24 protein-coding genes are annotated in these 20,411 nt (G+C 71.2%); 14 read left to right on the top strand and 10 right to left on the bottom strand.

The window, feature by feature from the left end; translation table 11 throughout:
- The first annotated feature begins 44 nt into the window (after positions 1-44).
- Positions 45-614 carry a hypothetical protein gene (locus C8N24_RS17900; protein ID WP_121252138.1) on the top strand — a complete coding sequence of 190 codons (570 nt, stop codon included), beginning with the start codon at positions 45-47 and terminating at the stop codon, positions 612-614.
- Between the two features lie 12 nt (positions 615-626).
- Complete coding sequence (locus C8N24_RS17895; RefSeq protein ID WP_121252136.1) at positions 627-1,388, top strand: dienelactone hydrolase family protein; 762 nt, start codon at positions 627-629, stop codon at positions 1,386-1,388.
- On the opposite strand, the gene C8N24_RS17890 is transcribed toward C8N24_RS17895, so the two are convergent.
- Positions 1,385-2,551, bottom strand: a complete 1,167-nt coding sequence (locus tag C8N24_RS17890) for an acyl-CoA dehydrogenase family protein (RefSeq protein WP_121252134.1) — start codon at positions 2,549-2,551, stop codon at positions 1,385-1,387. The two genes, C8N24_RS17895 and C8N24_RS17890, sit on opposite strands and share 4 nt — an antisense overlap.
- A gap of 90 nt (positions 2,552-2,641) precedes the next feature.
- On the opposite strand from C8N24_RS17890, the gene C8N24_RS17885 reads away from it, so the two are divergent.
- Together C8N24_RS17885 and C8N24_RS17880 are read left to right on the top strand one after the other, a co-directional pair.
- A complete protein-coding gene (locus C8N24_RS17885; protein ID WP_147447860.1) occupies positions 2,642-2,914 on the top strand; it encodes a hypothetical protein in 273 nt (90 codons plus the stop codon).
- A 10-nt stretch (positions 2,915-2,924) separates the two neighbouring features.
- Positions 2,925-3,239 carry a hypothetical protein gene (locus tag C8N24_RS17880; protein WP_147447859.1) on the top strand — a complete coding sequence of 105 codons (315 nt, stop codon included), beginning with the start codon at positions 2,925-2,927 and terminating at the stop codon, positions 3,237-3,239.
- On the opposite strand, the gene C8N24_RS17875 is transcribed toward C8N24_RS17880, so the two are convergent.
- Positions 3,236-3,877, bottom strand: a complete 642-nt coding sequence (locus tag C8N24_RS17875) for a DUF4386 domain-containing protein (protein ID WP_121252128.1) — start codon at positions 3,875-3,877, stop codon at positions 3,236-3,238. The two genes, C8N24_RS17880 and C8N24_RS17875, sit on opposite strands and share 4 nt — an antisense overlap.
- 68 nt (positions 3,878-3,945) lie before the next feature.
- Between C8N24_RS17875 and C8N24_RS17870 the strand changes: the two genes are divergently transcribed.
- Complete coding sequence (locus C8N24_RS17870) at positions 3,946-4,590, top strand: TetR/AcrR family transcriptional regulator C-terminal domain-containing protein (RefSeq protein WP_211340008.1); 645 nt, start codon at positions 3,946-3,948, stop codon at positions 4,588-4,590.
- Here the strand turns inward: C8N24_RS17870 and C8N24_RS17865 are convergent.
- The 5 genes from C8N24_RS17865 to C8N24_RS17845 form a co-directional block, all read right to left on the bottom strand.
- On the bottom strand, positions 4,565-5,215 hold the full coding sequence (locus C8N24_RS17865) for a GntR family transcriptional regulator (protein ID WP_121252124.1): 651 nt from the start codon (positions 5,213-5,215) through the stop codon (positions 4,565-4,567). The genes C8N24_RS17870 and C8N24_RS17865 overlap by 26 nt on opposite strands.
- Entirely contained in the window at positions 5,209-6,459 is a 1,251-nt protein-coding gene (locus C8N24_RS17860; protein ID WP_121252122.1) for an aminotransferase class III-fold pyridoxal phosphate-dependent enzyme, read from the bottom strand. Before C8N24_RS17860 ends, C8N24_RS17865 begins: the two co-directional genes overlap by 7 nt.
- Positions 6,456-7,115 carry an HAD family hydrolase gene (locus tag C8N24_RS17855; RefSeq protein WP_121252120.1) on the bottom strand — a complete coding sequence of 220 codons (660 nt, stop codon included), beginning with the start codon at positions 7,113-7,115 and terminating at the stop codon, positions 6,456-6,458. Before C8N24_RS17855 ends, C8N24_RS17860 begins: the two co-directional genes overlap by 4 nt.
- Positions 7,116-7,188: 73 nt before the next feature.
- The gene (gene cax, locus C8N24_RS17850) at positions 7,189-8,319 is read right to left on the bottom strand and encodes a calcium/proton exchanger (RefSeq protein WP_121252118.1); all 1,131 of its coding nucleotides are present in this window, start codon (positions 8,317-8,319) and stop codon (positions 7,189-7,191) included.
- Between the two features lie 91 nt (positions 8,320-8,410).
- The gene (locus C8N24_RS17845; RefSeq protein WP_121252115.1) at positions 8,411-9,271 is read right to left on the bottom strand and encodes a hypothetical protein; all 861 of its coding nucleotides are present in this window, start codon (positions 9,269-9,271) and stop codon (positions 8,411-8,413) included.
- 82 nt (positions 9,272-9,353) lie between these two features.
- Here C8N24_RS17845 and C8N24_RS17840 point away from each other — a divergent pair, with 82 nt between their 5' ends.
- From C8N24_RS17840 to C8N24_RS17820, 5 genes are read left to right on the top strand one after another with little or no spacing between them, the layout of a single operon-like run.
- Entirely contained in the window at positions 9,354-10,652 is a 1,299-nt protein-coding gene (locus C8N24_RS17840) for a D-glucuronyl C5-epimerase family protein (RefSeq protein ID WP_121252113.1), read from the top strand.
- 14 nt (positions 10,653-10,666) lie between these two features.
- Positions 10,667-11,839: an ArsA family ATPase gene (locus tag C8N24_RS17835; protein WP_121252111.1), complete on the top strand. Its 1,173-nt coding sequence runs from the start codon at positions 10,667-10,669 to the stop codon at positions 11,837-11,839.
- Positions 11,832-12,170, top strand: coding sequence for a hypothetical protein (locus C8N24_RS17830; protein WP_121252109.1), 339 nt, complete (start codon positions 11,832-11,834; stop codon positions 12,168-12,170). Before C8N24_RS17835 ends, C8N24_RS17830 begins: the two co-directional genes overlap by 8 nt.
- Positions 12,167-12,913 carry a hypothetical protein gene (locus C8N24_RS17825; RefSeq protein ID WP_121252107.1) on the top strand — a complete coding sequence of 249 codons (747 nt, stop codon included), beginning with the start codon at positions 12,167-12,169 and terminating at the stop codon, positions 12,911-12,913. The genes C8N24_RS17830 and C8N24_RS17825 overlap by 4 nt, the downstream gene beginning before the upstream one ends.
- 51 nt (positions 12,914-12,964) lie before the next feature.
- Positions 12,965-14,518 (top strand): globin-coupled sensor protein, encoded by a 1,554-nt coding sequence (locus C8N24_RS17820; RefSeq protein WP_121252105.1) that lies wholly within the window; start codon positions 12,965-12,967, stop codon positions 14,516-14,518.
- Here the strand turns inward: C8N24_RS17820 and C8N24_RS17815 are convergent.
- Both C8N24_RS17815 and C8N24_RS17810 read right to left on the bottom strand, forming a co-directional pair.
- Positions 14,493-15,056, bottom strand: a complete 564-nt coding sequence (locus tag C8N24_RS17815; RefSeq protein WP_170179175.1) for an NADPH-dependent FMN reductase — start codon at positions 15,054-15,056, stop codon at positions 14,493-14,495. The two genes, C8N24_RS17820 and C8N24_RS17815, sit on opposite strands and share 26 nt — an antisense overlap.
- Before the next feature lie 5 nt (positions 15,057-15,061).
- Positions 15,062-15,610, bottom strand: a complete 549-nt coding sequence (locus C8N24_RS17810; RefSeq protein WP_121252101.1) for a YceI family protein — start codon at positions 15,608-15,610, stop codon at positions 15,062-15,064.
- Between the two features lie 95 nt (positions 15,611-15,705).
- Between C8N24_RS17810 and C8N24_RS17805 the strand changes: the two genes are divergently transcribed.
- Genes C8N24_RS17805 through C8N24_RS17790 form a run of 4 tightly spaced genes read left to right on the top strand, consistent with a single transcriptional unit; the run spans position 15,706 to position 19,139 of the window.
- Positions 15,706-16,287: a TetR/AcrR family transcriptional regulator gene (locus C8N24_RS17805; RefSeq protein WP_121252099.1), complete on the top strand. Its 582-nt coding sequence runs from the start codon at positions 15,706-15,708 to the stop codon at positions 16,285-16,287.
- Between the two features lie 5 nt (positions 16,288-16,292).
- Entirely contained in the window at positions 16,293-17,165 is an 873-nt protein-coding gene (locus C8N24_RS17800) for an AAA family ATPase (RefSeq protein WP_121252097.1), read from the top strand.
- 5 nt (positions 17,166-17,170) lie between these two features.
- On the top strand, positions 17,171-18,544 hold the full coding sequence (locus tag C8N24_RS17795) for a vWA domain-containing protein (RefSeq protein WP_121252095.1): 1,374 nt from the start codon (positions 17,171-17,173) through the stop codon (positions 18,542-18,544).
- Entirely contained in the window at positions 18,537-19,139 is a 603-nt protein-coding gene (locus C8N24_RS17790) for an HAD-IA family hydrolase (RefSeq protein ID WP_121252093.1), read from the top strand. Before C8N24_RS17795 ends, C8N24_RS17790 begins: the two co-directional genes overlap by 8 nt.
- A 145-nt stretch (positions 19,140-19,284) precedes the next feature.
- Here C8N24_RS17790 and C8N24_RS17785 read toward each other — a convergent pair whose 3' ends face one another.
- Entirely contained in the window at positions 19,285-20,397 is a 1,113-nt protein-coding gene (locus C8N24_RS17785; protein ID WP_121252091.1) for an adenylate/guanylate cyclase domain-containing protein, read from the bottom strand.
- Positions 20,398-20,411 lie beyond the last annotated feature (14 nt).

Here is a 20,411-nt window from a genome sequence, read left to right as displayed (position 1 = left end):
AGATTAGTGCCGTGCCGAATGGCCGGTCCATGAAAATCCGTCCAGTGCTGGCCGGACTGGTGATCCTCGCCGGGTGCGGCGGCACGCCACGGGAGCAGTGGCGGGACCCGCCCGGCGGCGTCCCCCGGGCGCAGGGCGTGTTCCCCGTCGCGATCGGCGCGGGGCCCGCGTTCGCGCCGCCCGCGGGCACGACGAGCGCACCGTGTGAGGCGGGCCCGGTGCACGGTCGATTCCGCGCGCACGTCGAGCTGTTCGCGGAGCGCCAGGCGGTGCTCATCCCGGCCGGCATCGGCCTTCACGCACCCCGCCCGGACGAGAACGGGCGCATCGACGCCGCCCGCTGCCGGGCCCGCGTGCGCACGCTCGAGCCGACCGGCGTCGTCGACTTCGACGCGCGCGGCCTGACGCTCGCCGACCTGTTCGAGGTCTGGGGCCAGCGCCTCGGTCAGCGCCACCTGCTCTCGTTCAGCGGCGCGGTCGAAGCGTTCGTCGCCGGCGAGCGCGTCGACTCGGAGCCCGCCGAGATCGAGTTGACCGACGGTGCCCAGATCGTGATCGAGGTAGGTGGGTACGTAGAGCCCCACGCTGCATTCGCCTTTCCCCCACGCCCGTAGAGGTCACCGCCCATGTGCTTCCCGTTCGACGCGATCGTCCCCGACCTCCCGCCCGGGTTCCAGGTCATCGCCGGCGGCGCCGCCGGCGAGCGCCTGGAGCTGCGGTCCGCGGACGGCACGGCGTTCTCGGCCTACCTCGCCCGTGCGGAGGGCTCGACCGGCGTCGTGATCCTGCCCGACGTGCGCGGCCTGTTCCGCTTCTACGAGGAGCTCGCGGAGCGCTTCGCCGCCGCCGGCCACCCCGCGCTCGCCTTCGACTACTTCGGCCGGACGGCCGGGCTGGGACCGCGGGACGAGGACTTCGACTACATGCCGCACGTGCGGCAGACCACGACGGAGACCGTCGCCCAGGACGTCGCCGCCGCCCTCGCCGCCCTGCGCGAGCACACCGGCGTGGAGCGCGCGATCACGGTCGGCTTCTGCTTCGGCGGCGCCCAGTCGTTCGTGCAGGCCACCGAAGGCCACGAGGGTCTGGCCGGCGTCGTCGGCTTCTACGGCATCCTCAGCAGCGGCGGCCTCCTGGACCGCGGCGCGATCGAGGCCGCGCCCGATGCCAAGGTCCCCGTCCTCGGCCTCTTCGGCGGCGCCGACGACCACATCCCGCCCGACCAGATCGCCGCCTTCGAGGCGGCGCTGCCGGTCGAGAAGGAGATCAAGGTCTACGACGGCGCCCCGCACTCCTTCTTCGACCGGCGCGCGGAGCAGTACGCGGCCGAGTCCCAGGACGCGTGGGAGCGCATCCTGGGCTTCGTCGCGAAGGTGGAGACCGCTTAGACCGCCGTGGGCTCCTCGATGCGGCGCGGCAGCAGCGTCTCGCGCGCGATCACGAGGCGCTGGATCTGCGACGTGCCCTCGTAGAGCTGCATGATCTTCGCGTCGCGCATGAGCTTCTCGACCGGGTAGTCCTTGATGAAGCCGTAGCCGCCGTAGACCTGGACGGCGTCCGTGGTGACCTCCATCGCGGAGTCGGCGGCGTAGCGCTTGGCGTGCGAGGACTCGATCGTGTTGCGCTTGCCCTGGTCGAGCAGCACGGCGGACTGCCACGCGGCGAGGCGGCTCAGGTGCACCTTGGTCGCCATGTCGGCGATCATGAACTGGATCCCCTGGTGCATGGCGATCGGCACGCCGAACTGCACGCGCTCCTTGGAGTAGCTCGTCGCGAACTCGAAGGCCGCGCGCGCGATGCCGGTGGCCATCGCCGCCACGCCGGGGCGCGTGCGGTCGAGGGTCATCATCGCGATCTTGAAGCCCTTGTTCTCCTCGCCGATCAGGTTCCCGAGCGGGATCTCGGTGTCGTTGAACGTGATCGTCGCGGTGTTCGACGCGCGCTGGCCGAGCTTGTCCTCCTTCTTGTCCACCGTGACGGTGTCGTCCTTGGGGACGATGAAGGCGGAGATGCCGCGGTGGCCCTTCTCCTTGTCCGTCTTGGCGTAGACGGTGAAGAAGTCGGCGTACCCGCCGTTGGTGATGAAGCACTTGGAGCCGTTGATGACCCACTTGTCGCCCTTGCGCGTGGCGGTGGTGCGCATGCCGGACACGTCGGAGCCGGCATCGGGCTCGGTCAGGCAGAAGGCGGCGAACTTGGGCGCCTCGGTGAGCATCCCGAGGTACTGGGCCTTGAGCTCCTCACTGCCCGCGAGCGCCAGCGGCGCCGTCGCGAGGCCGTTCGCGCCGATCGACGTCGCGATGCCCGAGCAGCCCCACGAGAGCTCTTCCTCGATCAGACAACCCTCGAGGTAGGACACGCCCGGGCCGCCGTACTCCTCGGGGATGTGGGAGTTCATCAGGCCGAGCTCCCACGCCTTCTCGAGGATCGCCGCCGGCCACGTGCCGTCCTTGTCGAACTCCCAGGCGACGGGCCGGATCTCCTTCTCCGCGAAGTCATGCGCCATCTCGCGGAGGGCGATCTGCTCGTCGGTCAGCGTGAAATCGACCATCAGAACTCCTTGCCTTCTCTCCAGATTGACTGGTCAGTCAACAGGGTCTAAGAGTACCCGGTCTGGAGGCGATCGGCACAATTGACCTTCGTGCAGGATCTGCTGCCAGTCGTCGTCGTGGTCGTCGTGATCCTCGCCGGGGTGGTCGCCGTGGCGCTGGCGTTCGGCGCGCGCGGGACCTACGACCAGATCGGACGCTCGGACATCACGTTCGACCGCGAGGCGCCGCGCTCGACGAACGACCTACGCGCCGAAGTCCGGGCTTTCGTGGAAGCCCGCAACGAGCGCCGGATCGCGCGCGGTGAACCGCCGCTCGACGTCGAAGCCGAGGTCGAGCGGCGTCTGACGCGCCAGGATGGGTAGCCTCCCGGCCATGCCAGCCCTGCGCCGATTCGACGTGGACGAGCTTCTCACTCGCCCGGGGACCTACTTCAATCCCGAGACCGAGATCGTCCTCATCGTGGATGACTCGGCTCACGTGGATCTCGAGCTCATCGAGGACGAGGAGGACGACGCCGGCGAGTGGATCCTCCTCGGTGACGACCCTGCGATCGACGAGCACAAGCGCGACGAGCTCGTCGAGACGTTCGAGACCCGCCGCGCCCGGTCCTCCGCTCGTGAAGACCCGGACGAGGACGAGGAAGACGAAGAGGACGAGCTCGAGCCCGACCCCGACGACGACTACTAGGCCGTCGCAGCGACCAGCGGCGCCCGATCGCGGGCGCCGGCCGGCGCCTTGAAGCCCTTGACCGCCACGTAGGTGGCGAGGAACCCCTCCCAGACGATCTCCGGCGCCGCCGCGAGCTTCGGCAGCTCATCCACCGCGCCGACCATGACCGCGACGGCCGCGAGCGTGAGCACCGGCCCGCCGTACATGCCGACCATCGCCATCCCGCGCGGGACCAGGCCGGTGCGGTACAGCAGGTAGCCGAGCAGCAGGCCGTTGCTGAGGCCGACGACGAAGTTCGGGCCCAGCAGGAAGGTCCAGTCCTTGACCGCGACGAGCACGTCCGAGTCGCGCACGTCGGTCAACGCCAGCACGCTGAGCAGGCCGACCGCGATGAACGTGCACTCGACGACGCGGCCGGCGACGTAGCCGAGCGCCAGCGCCTCGTGCCGCTGGCGCAGCAGCGGGAACAGCGCGACCGCCGTGCCCAGGTTCGCCGCGATCAGCAGCAGCTCGCACACCGCGCCCAGCCCGAGCCGGGCGTCGGACACGGCCTGCGGATCGTCGGTGTAGAAGACCACCGCCGCGATGCCGGTGATGAAGGTGAGGGCGAAGAGGATCCCGACGAGGCGCCCACGGGCTTGGAGATCGATGTTCACGGCGGCTCCTTACTTACGCTGTATGCTTACGGCGTAAGGTACGCTTACGCCGTAAGGTTGTCAAGCCGATGAGCCCACGACGACGTGCGCCACTCACCCGCGAGCGCGTGCTCGCCGCCGCGCTCGAGCTCGCCCACGAAGGCGGCTTCGAGTCGCTGTCCATGCGCAAGGTGGCCGCGGCGGTCGGTGTGGAGGCGATGTCGCTCTACAACCACGTCGCCAACAAGGAGGACCTGCTCGACGGGCTCGTGGACGTCGTCTTCGGCGAGTTCGAGGCGCCGGAGCCGGGCGATCCCGACTGGAAGGGCGCGATGCGCCGCCGGGCGCACTCGATGCGCGCGGTGCTCAACCGCCACCGGTGGGCGGTCGGGCTGATGGAATCACGCGTGGCGCCGGGGCCGGAGAACCTGCGCTTCCACGACGCGACGATGGGGTGCCTGCGCCTCGCCGGGTTCGCCTTCCGCGACGCCGTCCACGCCTCGTCGGTGCAGGACGCCTACATCTACGGCTTCCTGCTGCAGGAGCGCAGCCTCCCGTTCGACACGCCCTCCGAGCACGGCGCGGTGATCGAGGTCAAGCGGGCGAACGTGCCGGACATGACGCGCTTCCCCCACCTCGTCGAGGTCATGACCGAGATGGCGAAGGCGGGCTACGACTACGACACCGAGTTCGCGTTCGGGCTCGACCTCATCCTGGCCGGCCTGGAGCCCTGAGCATCGCGACCAGGCGCTCGCCGTCGTCGGTGTTGTGGGCGCCGCCGAGCTGCTCCGCGCGCGCCGCGTCACCGCGGCGGATCGCGTCCGCCAGCTCCGCGTGCTTGGCCGCGATCTCGCCCAGCTCGTAGCCGACCGTCGCCGTCAGGTTCAGGTACAGGCGCGTCTGCGCGTGCAGCGTCCGGTACTGCTCGCGCAGGCGGGAGTGGCCGGCGAGGTCGATCACGGCGGTGTGGAAGTCGAAGTCCGCTTCCTTCATGGCCGTGACGTCGCCGGCCTCCGCGGCGGCGCGCATGCGCGCGACCGCGGCGTCCATCGCGGCCGTGTTCGCCACGCGTTGCGCGGCGAGACGGCAGGCCATCGCCTCCAGCGCGTTGCGCAGCGTGTAGATCTCGAACACGTCGTCGGCCGTCGGGCGCGCGACGTGCGTGCTCTTGAACTGGCTCTGCTCGAGCAGGCCCTCGTGCGTCAGGGTCTGCAGCGCGCTGCGCAGGGTGTGGCGGCTGACCTCGAACTCGGTCGCGAGGTCGGTCTCGATGATCCGGTCGCCGGGCGCGAGCTCGCCACCGAGGATGCGTTCCCGGAGGTGGTGGGCGACCTGGGTGGGGAGCGTGCGGCTCAGCATGCGCCGATGATCTTGGCGACGGCGGCGGCGAACGCGTCGCACTGCTCGTCGGTGAGCGGGAGGCTGAGCGCGATCATCCCGCGACCGGCGATCCAGTAGCCCGCGTCGAGCAGCTCGAAGAACAGGAGCTGCCGGCGCTCGTCGCTGCCGGGGTGCATCGTCATCAGCGAGCCGCGCCCGGTGGTGGGGACGACGGCGTCGAGCTGCGCGCGCAGCCGGTCACCACGCGCGTTGAGCTCCTCCAGCGCGTCGTCGGTGAGGACGTGCGTGAGGCCCGCGAGCCCCGCGCTCATGGAGAGCACGTTGTTGTTGAACGTGCCCGCGTGGAAGAGCGCGTCCGGGCGCGTCGGGTCGTAGGCCGACATCAGGTCCGCGCGTCCGCCGAACGCCCCGAACGACATCCCGCCCGCCAGGTACTTGCCGACCGTCATCAGGTCCGGCACCACACCGTCGAAGCCCGGCTCGGCGCGCGGCCACAGGCGCGAGGTCATCACCTCGTCGAAGATCAGCACGGCGCCGGCGCGGGTCGCCTCCTCGCGGAGCATCGCGAGGAAGGCACGCGAGGCGGGCCGCGAGCCGCCGGAGCCCTGCATCGGCTCGACGAGGATCGCGCCCAGGTCGTGCGCCCGGATCAGCTCCCGCGTGCCGTCGACGTCGTCGAAGTCGCCGAGGACCCAGGCGTGCGGGACCGTGACCGGGCTCGGCTTCCCTGCCCCGAACGCGAGCACGCCGCCGTGGTAGCCGCCCTTGAACGCGAGGACCTCACGCCGACCGGTCTGGTGCAGCGCGAGCGCGAGCGCCATCAGGTTCGCCTCGGTCCCCGAGTTCGTGAAGCGCACGCGCTCCATCGCCGTGAACCGCGCGCACAACCGCTCGGCGAGCTCGCCCTCGAGCGCTGAGTGCCCGCCGTAGTTGAGCCCGCGGTCGAGCGCGCCGCGGATCGCGTCGAGGATGACCGGGTGCGAGTGGCCGTACAGGCCCGCCGTGTACTCGCCCAGGAAGTCCGTGTACCGGCGGCCGTCAAGGGAGTGCAGGTACGCGCCGTCGGCCCGGGCGAACGCGAGCGGGAACGGGTCGTAATGCAGGACGCTGCGCGTGTTGCCGCCCGGCAGCGCCGCGGCGGCGCGCTCGGCCCGCGCGGCGCTGGCGGGGTTGGCCGCGACGTACCGCGCGATCGAGTCGCGCAGCGCTCCCGCCACCGCGGGGTCCGAGCCGGGCGCGACCGCCTCTTCCCGCGCGGTCACAGCGAGGCCACCGTGACCGGCAGGCTGGCCATGTCGTGGATGTGGGCGGTGACGATCGTGGCGTCGTGGCCTGACCGCTCGCGGTCGACCCAGACGCGGCGCAGGCCGAGGTCGCGGGCCGGCACCATGTCGTGCCACCAGGAGACCGCGGCGTGGACCCAGTTCGCGCGGGCGACGCCGGTGCGGGCCTCGAACGCCTCGAAGTGGCCGAGCGCGGGCTTGTAGCTTCGGACCTCCTCGGCGGTCACGACCGCGTCGACCTCGACGCCGAGCGCGGCGCGGGTGGACTCGAACAGGTCGTTGTCGCAGTTGGTGAGGATGCCGAGCTTCCAGCCGTCGGCCTTGAGCGCGGCGAGGGCGGCGGCCGTGTCCGGGAAGGCCTCGATCGTGCCCCAGCCCTCGACGAGGCGCTCCTGGTCGGCGGGCGCGAGGTCCAGCCCGGCGCGCCGCCCGGCGCGGGCCGCGCCCTCGAGCAGGATCGCCTTGTAGGACGCGGTCGGCATGTCCCGCTGCACCTCGGGCTCGACCGCGTGGAAGGTGTGCACCAGATCCTCGATGCGGCCGTCGACCGCAGGGGCGAGGAGGCGGCGGAAGGCGCTCTGCCAGTCGAGCAGCGTCCCGTAGCAGTCGAACGTGATCCAGCGTTCTTCGCTCACGCCGCAGACCGTATCGTTCGATTGTCGACAATGCAACCGAAGGCCGAGTCCGCGCGGTCGGCGCGGCGTGACCTCAGACGAAGTAGAAGACGATCCCGAGCACCACGTAGACGGCGAGGAGCTGCACGCCCTCGAACCACGTGGACTCGCCGTCCTGCGAGACGTGCGCGGCGATCAGCACCGCCAGCAGCATCGCCCCGATCTCGATCGAGCTGAACTCGAGCGCCAGCGGGAACGGCCCGACGAAGAAGCTCAGCAGCACCAGCACCGGCATCACGAACAGCGCGATCTGCGCGCTGGAGCCGATCGCGATCCCGATCGCGATGTCCATCTTGTCCCGCGCCGCGAAGTAGACCGCGACCCAGTGCTCGGCCGCGTTGCCGACGATCGCGACGATGATCAGCGAGACGAAGAACGGCGACAGGCCGATCCCCTTCGACGCCTCCTCGATCGACCCGACGAGGATCTCCGACATGATGCCGACCGCGATGCCGGCGCCCGCCAGCATCAGCACGCTCCGCTTCACGCTCCACGTGTCCTCCGGCGCCTCCTCGTCGCTGCCCGGGTTGAACACGTCGTGGTGCGTCTTGAGCGAGAACCACAGCCCCGCGAAGTACGACAGCAGCAGCACGATCGCCACCGCGAACGACATGTGCTCGACATTGGGCCCGAAGTTCGTCGCCTCCTCACCGAGCGCGGGCAGCTCTCCGCCCTGCGCCAGCAGGAACATCGCGGGCAGCACGAGCGCGACGACCGCGAGCAGCAGCATCGACGCCTGCGCGCTCGCCGCCTCCGCGACGAACTTGTTCCGCTCACGCCCCCACCCGCCGATCAGGAACGCCGCCCCCATGACCAGCAGCAGGTTGCCGAGGATCGACCCGATGATCGACGCCTTGACCACCTCCTGCAGCCCCTTCTCGAGCGCGAACAACGCGATGATCAGCTCCGGCGCGTTGCCGAACGTCACGTTCAGCAGGCCGCCCACGCCGGGCCCGGACCGGTGCGCGAGCTCCTCCGTCGCCCGCCCCATCAGCGCCGCCGTCGGCACCACGCCGAGTGCGCTCGCGAAGAACACGAGGATCGGGTCGGCCCCCACCAGGTCCAACGCGATCGCGATCGCGATGAACGGCACCAGCAGATACGGCCACCCGGACCCGCTGAACAGGAATTGCCGCAGGTTGAAGGGCTTCGCCGCCGAGGTCATCGGCAGCGCAGCTTAGGCCGGTTGCGACATGAGAGCTTTATGAGTGAGTGAGTGCTGACCGTGAGGCACCACGGGCGGCGTGGCGCAGCCCTCAGCCGCCGAGGATGCCCGCGCCCTGCAGCTGCCCGAGCAACTCGGCGAACGGGCGGACGTTCTTCGGCGCCTCGATCGACTGGTCCTCTCCGACCTTGGTGAGCGTGAGGTCCAGCACGGCGTGGGCGTCGCCGCTGGTGGCCGTGCCCTCGACGACGAGACGGCGGAGGATCTGGTCCTCGGCGCCCGTGAAGACCGTGACCGTGAGGTCCTTGATCTTCTCGCCCGCGTCCGCGGGGATCTGCTTCGGGACCTTGCCGCCGACGCCGGGCACGCCCTGCAGGGAGCTGAGCTGGCCGGTGAGGAGGTTGATGTCCGAGATGACCTTCTTGACGTCGGCCGGGCCGGTGAGCTTGACGGTCTGGACGCCGCCGACGTCCGCGGTGCCCGCGTTGACGGGGGTCGGCACCCAGCGCTTGAGGTCGATCGTCGTCAGCGGCCCGCCGGTGCCGCCCTGGGCGAGGGCCTGCTCGAGGCCGGCCGTGAGCTGGCCGGCGAGCATCGACGGGACCTCGTAGGACGCGCCCTTGAGCGTGACGTAGGCGGCCTTGCCGGTGTAGGCGACGCCCGCGGACTCCTTGCGGCCCTCGGACGTCAGCTCGGCCGAGAGCGCGAACCGCGGCGTCTCGCCCTTCTTGCCGGCCTGGAACGGCCCGCGCAGCGCGACCTGGGTGGCGCGACCGTCGGCGGCCGCGTCGATCTTCGCGTCCAGCGTGGCCGACCGCAGCTCGGGCAGGTTGTTGACCGTCGCGCTCAGCAGCTGGCGCGCATCGGACGTTGCACTCGCCCGCTCTGATCCATCAGCACCGCAACCTGCGAGGACTAGAGCGGTTGCAAGCAGAACACCGAGGAAACGCATCGGTCGAACTTACCATCGGAGATTGCGCGTGAGACGCTCGTTTTGTTCAGCTTTTGTGCCGATTTTGTGCAGCCTCTTCTTGGTGGCGGCACCGGCGGCGCACGCCCAGAAGCGGGTCACGGTCACCGCTGAGCTCAAGCGGCTGCAGGCGGAAGGTGCCGACCCGGCGGCGATCGCCGGCTACCGCGCCACCTACACCGACGCTCGCGCGCGTGTGAAGAAGCTGACGGGCGCCCGCAAGGTCGCGCTCGGCGGCGTCATCACCGACCTTGAGGGCATGGCGGCCCGCAAGCAGCTCACGGTCAGCCGCCTGCCCAGCCTCTTCCTCACGCTCCAGCGCAACGTCGAGTGGTGGACCACGCAGCGCCTGCTCAACAGCGGCGAGCGCGTGTCCTTCTCCGGCTCCGAGCTCGTCTTCCAGCACTATCCGGGCCACGGCCTCCAGATCCAGTGGCTCGGCACGTTCGGCAAGCTCAACGGCTACTGGAGCGGCGGCAAGCGCTACGACGCCCGCGCCGGCGCCCTCCTGGACGAGATCAAGGGCCTGTCCGCCGAGCGCGCCGGCGGCCTCGCCTGGGAGTACCTGTTCCCGTTCGACGGCCAGTCGCCGCCGTGGGTGTCCAGCCTCGCCCAGGGGACCGGCCTGCAGGCGATGGCCCGATCGGCCACGCGGCTGAACCGCCAGGAGGACGTCTTCCCCGTCGCCGCCGCCGGCCTCGGGATCTTCAAGACGCCGCCGCCCTCCGGTGTGCGGATCGCCTCCGGCACCGGAGCCCACTACCTGCAGTACTCCGGCCTGCCGAAGTTCAAGATCGCCAACGGCTTCATCCAGTCGCTCGTCGGCCTCTACGACTTCGCCAACCTCACCGGCGACACCACGGCCCGCTCGCTGTTCGAGGACGGTGACCGCGCCGGGCGCGAGGAGATCGGCACGTTCGACACGGGCGCCTGGAGCCTCTACAGCCGCGGCGCGCCGTCCACGCACGAGTCCGACCTCGGCTACCACAAGCTCCTGCGCGACTTCCTCAAGCAGCTCTGCTCGCGCACGGCCGCGGTCGAGTACTGCAGCGCCGAGCAGCACTTCACCGGGTACCTCACCCAGCCGCCCACGCTGCAGGCGCTGACGAGCAAGCTGACCGCGCGCAAGACGGGCAACGTGCGCTTCAAGCTCGACAAGATCTCGCGCGTCACGTTGCGGATCACGCGCGCCGGCAAGCCGGTCGCCACGCTCGCCCCCGGCGTCCTCTACCGCGGCACCAAGTCGATCGCCTGGACGGCCCCGAAGCAGTCCGGCGACTACGACGTCACGATCACCGCCACCGACCTCGCCAACAACACCGCCACCACGACTGGAGTGATCACCGTCTCAAGGCGCGGGTAGAGTCGTCTGTCCGGATGGCGGCGCGGACGATCCTCTACACAGGCAAGGGCGGGGTGGGCAAGACCTCGGTCGCCGCGGCCACCGCCCGCCGCTGCGCCGCCGCCGGCGCGCGCACGCTCGTCATCTCGACGGACCCGGCGCACTCGCTGTCGGACGTCCTGGACGCGCCCGTCCAGGGCACCCCGACCGCGATCTCCGAGCGCCTGCACGCCCAGCAGGTACAGGCGCAGGACGAGCTCGAGCAGCACTGGGGCGCCGTCAGCGAGTGGATGGGCACGCTGCTGATGGAGCGCGGCGTGGAGCGGATCGCGGCCGAGGAGCTGACGGTCCCGCCCGGCGGCGACGAGCTCTTCAGCCTGCTCGTCCTCAAGGGCCACGTCGAGTCCGGCGAGTGGGACGTGATCGTCGTCGACTGCGCGCCGACCGGCGAGACGCTGCGGCTGCTGAGCTTCCCCGACGCCGCCCGCTGGTGGCTGGACAAGGTGCTCGGCAAGGAGCAGTCGATGCTCGCCGCCGCACGCCCGCTCGCCCGCATGTTCCTCGACGTCCAGCTCCCGGATGAGCGGGTCGTCGCGGAGATCCAGAAGCTCGTCGGCAACCTCGTCGCGATGCACGAGCTGCTCCGGGACGCCGAGCGCGTGTCGATGCGGCTGGTGATGACGCCCGACCGGATGGTCGTCGCCGAGGCCATGCGCACGTTCACGTACCTGAACCTGTACGGGTACCTGACGGACGCCGTGGTCGTCAACCGCGTCTTCCCCGACGAGCTGGCCGAGGGCTACTTCGGCGCGTGGCACGCCGTCCAGCGCGAGCAGCTCGAGCTCGTCGGCGCGGGCTTCGCCCCCGTCCCGGTCCTGCGCGCGCCGTACTTCGCCGCGGAGGTGATCGGTGACGAGCGCCTGGACGAACTCGCCGACGCCCTGTTCGCCGATCACGACCCCGCCGCCGTCCTGCACGACCGGCTCGCGCAGGAGCTGTCGGTGACCAACGGCCACGCGTCCCTGCGCCTGGACCTGCCGTTCGCCGCCAAGGGCGACGTGCAGCTCAAGAAGATCGGCCTCGAGCTGATCGTCCGCGTCGACGCCCACAAGCGCACGATCGTGCTGCCGGGCGCGCTCGCGGGCTACAAGCCGACATCCGCCACGCTCGAGGAGGGCGCGTTGACCGTGGGGTTCGAGCATGCCTGAGCCCGATCTCGCGGCGTACGAGGCCGCCGAGCGTCTGGTGCGCGAGGCCCACGCCAAGGCCGAGGAAGCCGCGCGCGCAGCCGCCGCGAGCGCACCGCCGAACGGCTGGGCCACGCCCGGTGAGGCTCCGGCGTCGTCGCCCGACCTGAGCGCGCTGCTCGCGTTCGTCGAGGCCGCGAAGGGCTCGCTGCCGCCCGAGCTGCTGCGCCAGCTCTCGGACGCGCTGCGTGAGCTGCTGCTCGCGCTGCGCGCCGTCATCGACTACTCGATCGAGCGGCTCGAGCGCACGCCGGCGCCGGCGCGCGACGTGGAGGACATCCCGATCTCATGAGCTCGCGCCGCGAGTCGTTCCGACTGCCGAAGGAGTTGCAGCTCGCCGCTGCCGCCGCGGTGCTCCTCGTGCTGTCGTTCGTCCTGCCCTGGTACCAGAAGTCGATCTTCCCGCAGGGCCGGCCCGTCCAGTCCAACGTCAGCGCGCTCGGTGCGTTCTCGTTCGTGGAGGCCGGGATCCTGCTCGTCGCCGTCGCGGTCGTGTTCCTCGTCTGGACGCGTCAGCAGAAGAAGGCGTTCCACCTTCCAGGTGGTGACGGCACGGCGATCGTGATCGCCGGCAGCTGGGCGATGCTGCTGCTCGTCTACCGGCTGTTCGACAAACCGAGCATCGCGGGCGAGGGCGTCGGCGCCACGATCGGCATCCAGTGGGGGATCTTCGGCGCGATGGTCGCCGCGGGCGCGCTGATCGCCGCCGGCCTGCGCGTGAAGCAGATCGACGCGCCCGAGCCGCCCAACCCGGCCGCCGACGACGCGGGCTGGGTCGCCCTGCCGCGCCGTGAGCGCGAGCGCACGCCGGATCGCCGCCCGCGCGACGCGACCGCGGTCACCGAGTTCCTGCGCGACCGGCCCTCCTGGGAAGGCGACGTCAACGAGCCGCCGCCCACCACGCGCCTCGACGACGCGCCAACTACGCGCCTCGACGACGCCCCCACGACCCGCCTCCCCGAGGACCCCTCGGAGGCGCCGACCCGCCGTGAACGCCGCCCGGAGACGACCGAACGTCTCTGGGAGGACGAATAGACGAGGGCGAACCTCACCTCTAAAGGCTTCAACTTCACGCTCGCCCGGCCGATGACCGGTGACGAGATGAAGCCTTCCGCCGCCTCCCTTTACCAGATCGATGAGCGCGGACTCGAGCTGCGCCGCACCTACATGGGCATGACCGCAGCCGAGCTCGAGCTCCTGGGCGGCATGCAAGCGTGGGCCGAGCGCAACGCCGACGCGATCGGCGCGAAGCTCGCCCAGCACACGTTCGGCCACGCGTCCGCGGGCCAGTTCCTCGCCGACTACTCCAGCGGCAAGGGCATCCGCGTCGCCGACCTGCAGCGCGGCTGGGGCGCGGCTCAGGCCGGGCACTTCAAGGCCATCTTCGGCGAGGCGGCCAAGCCGGGCGGCTTCGGCGTCTCCTACTTCGAGAGCCTGCTGGGAGTCGGTGCGCTGCACAGCCGCATCAACCTGCCGCTGAAGTGGTTCCTCGGCACCTACCCCGTGTTCGTCGACCTCGTGCACGAGGCGATGCTCGCCGACGTGCCGGAGCCGGCGCGCGTGGCCAAGAAGGGCCTCGGCCGCCGCGCCACCGACGGCATCGACTTCCGCGTGATCGCCGACGCCGAGCGCGCGATCAGCCGCATCTTCAACTACGACTCGCAGGCCATCGTCGAGTCCTTCTACTACGACACGTTCACCGCGATGGGCGTGAACCTGAAGACGATGGGCCAGGCCGGCCCGGGCCGCGACATCTCCGACCTGTTCGCCGACGTGCGCAACACGATGCACGCGACGCTGAAGAGCTTCAACGACTCCACGTTCGTCGTGCAGGAGATGTGCTCGGGCATGAACCGGTCCCTGAGCGAGACCGGCCAGGCCGTCAACGAGCTGGCGCTGAGCGCGCAGCGCGTGGCCGAAGGCGCGGCGCGCCAGGCCGACGTCGCGACGCAGGGCCGCAGCGCCGTCGACCAGGCCAGCGCGGCCGCGTCCGGCGCGACCGAGCTCTCCCGCGAGGGCATCGAGGCCGCCATCGAGGCGACCACCTCGCTCAATGACGCCCGCACCCGGATCGAGGAGGCCGCGACCGCGATCACCGCGCTCGCCGCCCGCTCGGAGCAGGTCGGCGGCATCGTCGAGGCGATCCAGGAGATCTCCAGCCAGACCAACCTGCTCGCGCTCAACGCCGCGATCGAGGCGGCCCGCGCGGGTGAGAAGGGCAAGGGCTTCGCCGTCGTCGCCGAGGAGGTGCGCCGGCTCGCCGAGCGCGCCGCGCAGTCGGCGGCGGACGCCGGCGGGATCATCGCCGGCATCCAGGCCGAGACCAACGACGCGGTCGAGCTCGTCCGCGACGCCGCGAGCCGCACCCACGCCGGCACCGAGTCCTCGGACCGCGCGCGGATCACGCTCGAGGAGATCGACGGCGCGGTCGGCCGGATCACCCTCGAGCTGGGTGGCATGAGCCAGCTCACGAGCGACATCGCCGAGTACGCGGAGGAGACTGCCGCGTCGGCCGAGGAGATGTCGGCGACGACGCAGCAGACCAACGCGTCCACGCAGGAGATCGTCTCCTCCGTGTCGCAGCTCTCCGCTCAGTCGGAGGCGCTGTCCGAGCTCACGAAGCAGCTCGAGCTGGCCTGAGCGACTGCTGCGCCTCGCCGACCAGCTCGGCGAGGATGCCGGCGAGGGCCAGCGTCTGGTCCTCGTCGGAGAGGTGGCCCTGCTCGTGGAACGCGTCGTCGGCGAGGCCGACCGGCAGCTCGCGATCGAGCACCCGCGCGCCGATCGCCGCCAGGACCTTGCGCGCCTCCGCCTGTGCCCACACCGCGCCGAACAGGCCGGTCGAGGTGCCGATCACCGCGGTCGGGGTGTTGCGCAGCGGCGAGTCCGCGAGCGGGCGGGAGAGCCAGTCGAACGCGTTCTTGAGCTGGCCGGGGAGCGAGTGGTTGTACTCGGGCGTGGCGACGAGCACGGCGTCCGCGTCGGCGATCGCGTCCCAGAGCGCCTGGACCGCGTCCGGGCGCGTGTGCTCGTCGTCCTCGTCGAACGGCGGGATCGCCTTCAGGCCGTCGAAGACGACCAGCTCGGCCTCGGGCGGCAGCAGGTCGCCCGCCGCCCGGAGGAGCTTGGCGTTGTGGGAGCCGGCGCGCAGGCTGCCGGAGAGACCGAGGATCTTCACGGCCGTTACGCGCGCGCCAGCTCGAGGTTGACCTGCAGCTTGACCTCGTTCGCGAGCGCGAAGCCGCCCTTGGGCAGCGGCGCGTTCCAGTCGAGGCCGTACTCGGTGCGGTCGACGATCGCCTCGAGCTCGACGCCGAGCTTCTCGACGTCGCCGAACGTGACGGCCGGCTCGGTGATCGTGCCGCGCGCCTCGATCGGGCGCGTGATGCCCTTGATCGTCAGCTCGCCGTCGACGATCAGCTCGCCGCTGTCGGTGCGGACCAGGGTCGAGTTGAAGGTGACCTGCGGGAAGCGCTCGGTGTCGAAGAAGTCCGGGGCCTTCAGGTGGGCCGCCAGGTTCTCGTCCTTGACGGAGATCGAGTCGGCGGCCACCGAGCCGACCAGGCGCAGCGCGCCGTCTTCACCGGCGGTGAGCGTCGCGTCGTAGGTCTCGAAGCGGCCGCGGAAGGTCGAGACGACCATGTGCTTGACGGCGAAGCCGACGGTCGAGTGGACGGCGTCGACGGTCCAGGTGCTGTTGGCGGGGATGGAGCTCTGCGCGATGGCGGTCATGGGGTTCCTCGACGAAGTGGACCGTGGTCCGTTTGTGCGATGACGAGAAGGTAGCACACGAAACGGACCGTGGTCCAGTTAGCTATCCTGTGGGTATGTCAGCCCTCCCCGTCCTCGACGCCGAACCGCCCGAGCGGGCCGACGCGGCGCGCAACCGCCGGCGCGTGCTCGACGCGGCCGAGCGGCTGTTCGAGCGCTGCCCCGAGGGCGTGACGATGGAGGCCGTCGCCGCCGAGGCGGGGGTCGGCAAGGGCACGGTGTTCCGCCGCTTCGGCGACCGCGCCGGGCTCGTGCGCGCGCTCATCTCCGACACCGAGATCGAGCTGCAGGAGGGCATGATCCGCGGCGCGCCGCCGCTCGGCCCCGGCGCGCCCGCACGTGAGCGGCTGATCGCGTTCGGCGCCGCGTACCTGCGCTTCCTCGAACGCCACGGGCGCCTGCTCGCCACCGCCGAGGGCCACTCGTGGCTGCTCAGCGAGCCGTACGCGCTCTACCGCACCCACGTCACGCTGCTGCTCGAGCAGGCCGGCTGCGGTGACGCGGCGCAGTACCTCGCCGACGTGCTGATGGCGCCGCTCGCGGCGCCCGCGTTCCTCTACCAGCGGGACCTGCGGGAGCGCTCCTTGGAGGAGCTGATCGCAGCCTATGAGGACCTCGTGGCCAGGCTCATAGACTGATCGGGATGATCGTCCCTGGGTCTGTCGACGACGTCACCAACGGCCTGCAGGCCGCTGGGTACCTCCCGGGCGAGTCCACGGCGCTGGTGTCCTACCTGGCGACGCGGCTCGGCAAGCCGGTGCTCGTAGAGGGCCCCGCGGGCGTCGGCAAGACGGAGCTGGCGAAGAAGCTCGCCGAGTACCTGGGCCGCGACCTCGTGCGCCTCCAGTGCTACGAGGGGCTGGACGAGGCCAAGGCGCTCTACGAGTGGAACTACCGCAAGCAGCTGCTGCGGATCCAGACCGAGGCCGAGGACGCCGGCTGGCAGGCCGTGCAGGACGACATCTTCGGCGAGGAGTTCCTCCTCTCGCGGCCGCTGCTGCAGGCGATCGCATCCGAGCAGCCCGTGGTCCTGCTGATCGACGAGATCGACAAGACCGACCAGGAGTTCGAGGCGATGTTGCTCGAGCTGCTGAGCGACTTCCAGATCACGATCCCCGAGCTGGGGCGCGTCGAGGCCAAGACGATGCCGGTCGTGCTGCTCACGTCGAACAACTCGCGCGAGCTGACCGAGGCGCTCAAGCGCCGCTGCCTGTACCTGTGGCTCGACTACCCGACGCCCGAGCGCGAGCTGGAGATCGTCCGGCTGCACGCGCCGGACCTGCCGGAGACGGTCGCCACGCGGCTGGTCGAGGTCGTGTCGATGGTGCGCGAGCTCGACCTCAAGAAGCCGCCGTCGATCGCCGAGTCGATCGACTGGGCGCGCGCGCTGCTGCTGCTCGGCGCCGAGGACATCGACCAGCAGACCTTCCGCGAGACGATGTCGATCATCGTCAAGCACCGCACGGACCTCGACACCGTCGCGGAGCGGGTCGGCGTCCGGCTGACGGCGGCCTAGCGCGCATGTCGCTCCCGGAGCACCTCGTCGGGTTCGGCGACGAGCTGCGCCGCGAAGGCCTCGCGATCGGCACGTCCGAGCTCAACGACGCGTTCGCGGCGCTGGGCGAGGTCGGCTGGACGAGCGCGGGGCCGTTCCGGGAGGCGCTGGCGGCGACGCTCGCCAAGTCCCCCGACGACCGGCGCGTCTTCGACCTCGTCTTCGAGCGCTACTTCTTCCGCGCCGCCGAGGGCGCGGCGCTGCAGGCGGGCATCCGCGAGTCCGAGGCCGCCGCGCAGGGCATGCGCGGGGAGGACGGCGACCGGATCGACTACGAGGCGCTGCGCGAGCAGATCCTGGAGGCGATCGCCAACGGCGACGAGGACGCGCTGCGCGACCTCGCCCGGCTCGCGATCGCCGCGTTCGGCCGTCAGGGCCAGGGCTCCGGCGTGCTGGGGGTCGACGTCCAGCGCATCCGCCGTGCGCTGGGGCTCAAGTCCGAGCCGGGCCAGATGGTCAAGGGCGAGGGCAGCTCGGTCGAGTACCCGCTCACGCGCGACCAGATCCGCAAGTTCGAGCAGCATCTGCGCCGCGAGCTCGAGCGCTCGCAGATCGAGCGCACCCAGACCCTCCCGGCGGCGCGGCCGCTGAACGAGCTCGACCGCGCGCTGCCGTCCGGCCCGGCGCAGGACCTCGCCGCCGTGCACCGCGTCGTCATGCAGCTCAAGCGCCGGCTCGCCTCGCAGGGCCACCAGGCGCGCGGCCACGCGCGCCACGCGCACGTCGACGTGCGCCGCACGATGCGCGCCTCGCTGGAGACCGGTGGCGTGCCGGTCGTCCTGAAGTACAAGCCCAAGCGCCCGCGCCGCCCTGAGCTCTACGTCCTCTGCGACGTGTCGACGAGCGTCACCAGCGCGTCCGTCTTCTTCCTCAGCGTGCTCCACGCGTTGCACGACTCGTTCCGCAAGATGCGCTCCTTCGTCTTCGTCGAGCGCATCTCCGAGGTCACCGACGTCTTCTCGCGCGAGCGCGACTTCAAGGCCGTCAACGACGCCATCTCCAAGGACGCCGGCGTCGCCGACGTGTCCGGCTACACCGACTACGGCCGGGTCTGGCGCGAGTTCCTCGAGTCCGTCGAGGACGACCTCCACCCCCGCGCGACGGTGATCGTCCTCGGCGACGCCCGCACGAACGGCCGCGACCCCCGCGCGGACATCTTCGCCCGCGTCGCCGACCGCGCCGGCCGCACCTTCTGGCTCAACCCGGAGCCCAAGCTCTACTGGAACTACGGCGACTCCGTCATCTCCGCCTACGAGCCGTACTGCGAGGCCTACGAGTGCTGGACGACGCGCCAGCTCGAGGACTTCGTGAAGGCGCTGACGCGGCCGATGCATGCCTGAGGCGGTGCTCTTCGACCTCGACGGCGTGCTGGTGGAGTCCGCGCCCGTCGTCGAGGCCTCCTGGAGCCGGTGGGCCGGTGAGCGCGGCGTCGATTGGGCCGCGTTGCGACCGGTCCTCCACGGCCGTCCCGGGCGAGAGCTCGTCTCCGAGTTCGCGCCGGACCTCGACGTGGAGGCCGAGGTCGCGACGATCACGGCCTACGAGATGGCCGAGGAGGGCTCGTTGCGGGCGATCCCGGGTGCGCGCGAGTGCATGGACGCCGCGCCACGGTGGGCGATCGCCACGTCCGGTGGGCGCGAGCTGGCGCTCGGGCGGCTGCGGGCCGTCGGGCACCCGGTCCCGGACGTGCTCGTCTCGGCCGACGACATCACGCAGGGCAAGCCGCATCCGGAGCCGTACTTGAAGGCGGCGGCCGCGCTGGGCGTCGTGCCGGAGGCGTGCCTGGTGATCGAGGACGCGCCGGCGGGGATCGCGGCGGGGAAGGCGGCCGGGATGCGCGTCGTCGCGGTGACGACGTCGCACGGCGCGGAGGAGCTCGCCGCGGCGGACGCGGTGTACGCGTCGATGGCCGACGTGCGCCGAGAGGAGCTGTGACCGGCGCCTCGCCTGGCGCCGGCCACAGCCGTGACCCCCTCTGAGTGGGCTCAATTGTCACGTCTCGCCCTTGCTTCCGGGGTGATCGGCACGTAAACGGACGCCTTGACCCGTTTACGACGGACGTCCGTTTCGGGCTAAAGCGCTACAGCCCGTGCGTGGGGCGGCTTGCACGGAAGGCGTGGACCGGTGCCGAGAGGCCCTTGAGCTTCTTCCGGCCCGCGTCGGAGAACGCGAACGGCGCATCCTCGAGGGCCTCACGGACCTCGGCCGACACGAGCACGGTCGATGGCCGCGCACGGGCGGTCAGCCGGCTCGCGAGGTTCACCGGGGTGCCGAACCAGTCGCCCCAGCGGTGCACGGCCTGGCCGCAGGCCACGCCGGCGCGCAGCGGCGGGTAGTTCTCGTCACGCTCGGCGATCTCCACGAGCCGGAGCGTGCTCTCGAGCATCGGCTCGGGCTCGGACGAGACCAGCATCACCGCGTCGCCGATCAGCTTCACGAGCTTGACGGAGGGCTCGAGCGCCTCGGCGGCGAGGTGCGAGAGGCGCCCGGCGACGCTGCCGAGCTCCTCGACGGGCAGCTGCTCCCCGAGCTCGGTGAAGCCGACGAGGTCGGCGAACGCGACGACCGCCTGCTGGGTGTCGTCGAGCTTGCCGCTGCGGCGCTGCTCCTGCGTGAGCGCGTCGCTGCGCAGCACCTGCTGCAGGTGCAGCGCGAAGACGTGCTCGAGCCACGGGCCGGCGAGCGGCATCAGCTGCTCGGCGACGACCCGGTAGCGGTGTGCCAGCTCGTACTCGTCGAGGCCGGGCTCGAGGAACGTCCGCGCCACGAGCGCGCGCGTGGACTCCGCGTAGCGCGCCATCCCCTGCCCGAGCACGCGCGCGACCTCCAGCGCGTCCTCGTCGGCGAAGCCCGCCTGGCGGTGCGCCGTGCCCAGCCGCGCGGCCTCCAGGTCCTTCTCGCCGTAGACGCGCTCGTCGTCGCCGGGGGTCGGCAACCCGAGCGCGCGCCGGCTCGCGGTGAACATCTCCAGCTCGATGTTCGCCCGCTCGGCGATGTCGCGGGCGGTGTAGCGCGGCTCGGAGCTGAGCGCGCGGGCGACGGGCGCCAGCACGAGCTTGTCCTCGGCGACGACGCGCCGAAGCTCCTCGACGCCCATCCCCTGCTCGTGCAGCTCGTCGAGGAGCCGGCGCCGCGCCTCGCGGCCGCGGTCGTCCTCGAGGCCGTCCAAGAGTCCCTCGGCGTCCCAGTCCACTGCCCGGGACGGTA

Origin of the sequence: Solirubrobacter pauli, from assembly GCF_003633755.1 — a bacterium.
Classification (GTDB): Bacteria; Actinomycetota; Thermoleophilia; order Solirubrobacterales; family Solirubrobacteraceae; genus Solirubrobacter; species Solirubrobacter pauli.
Note: the sequence above shows the minus strand (reverse complement) of the source record. Positions and strands in the feature narration are given on the sequence as shown.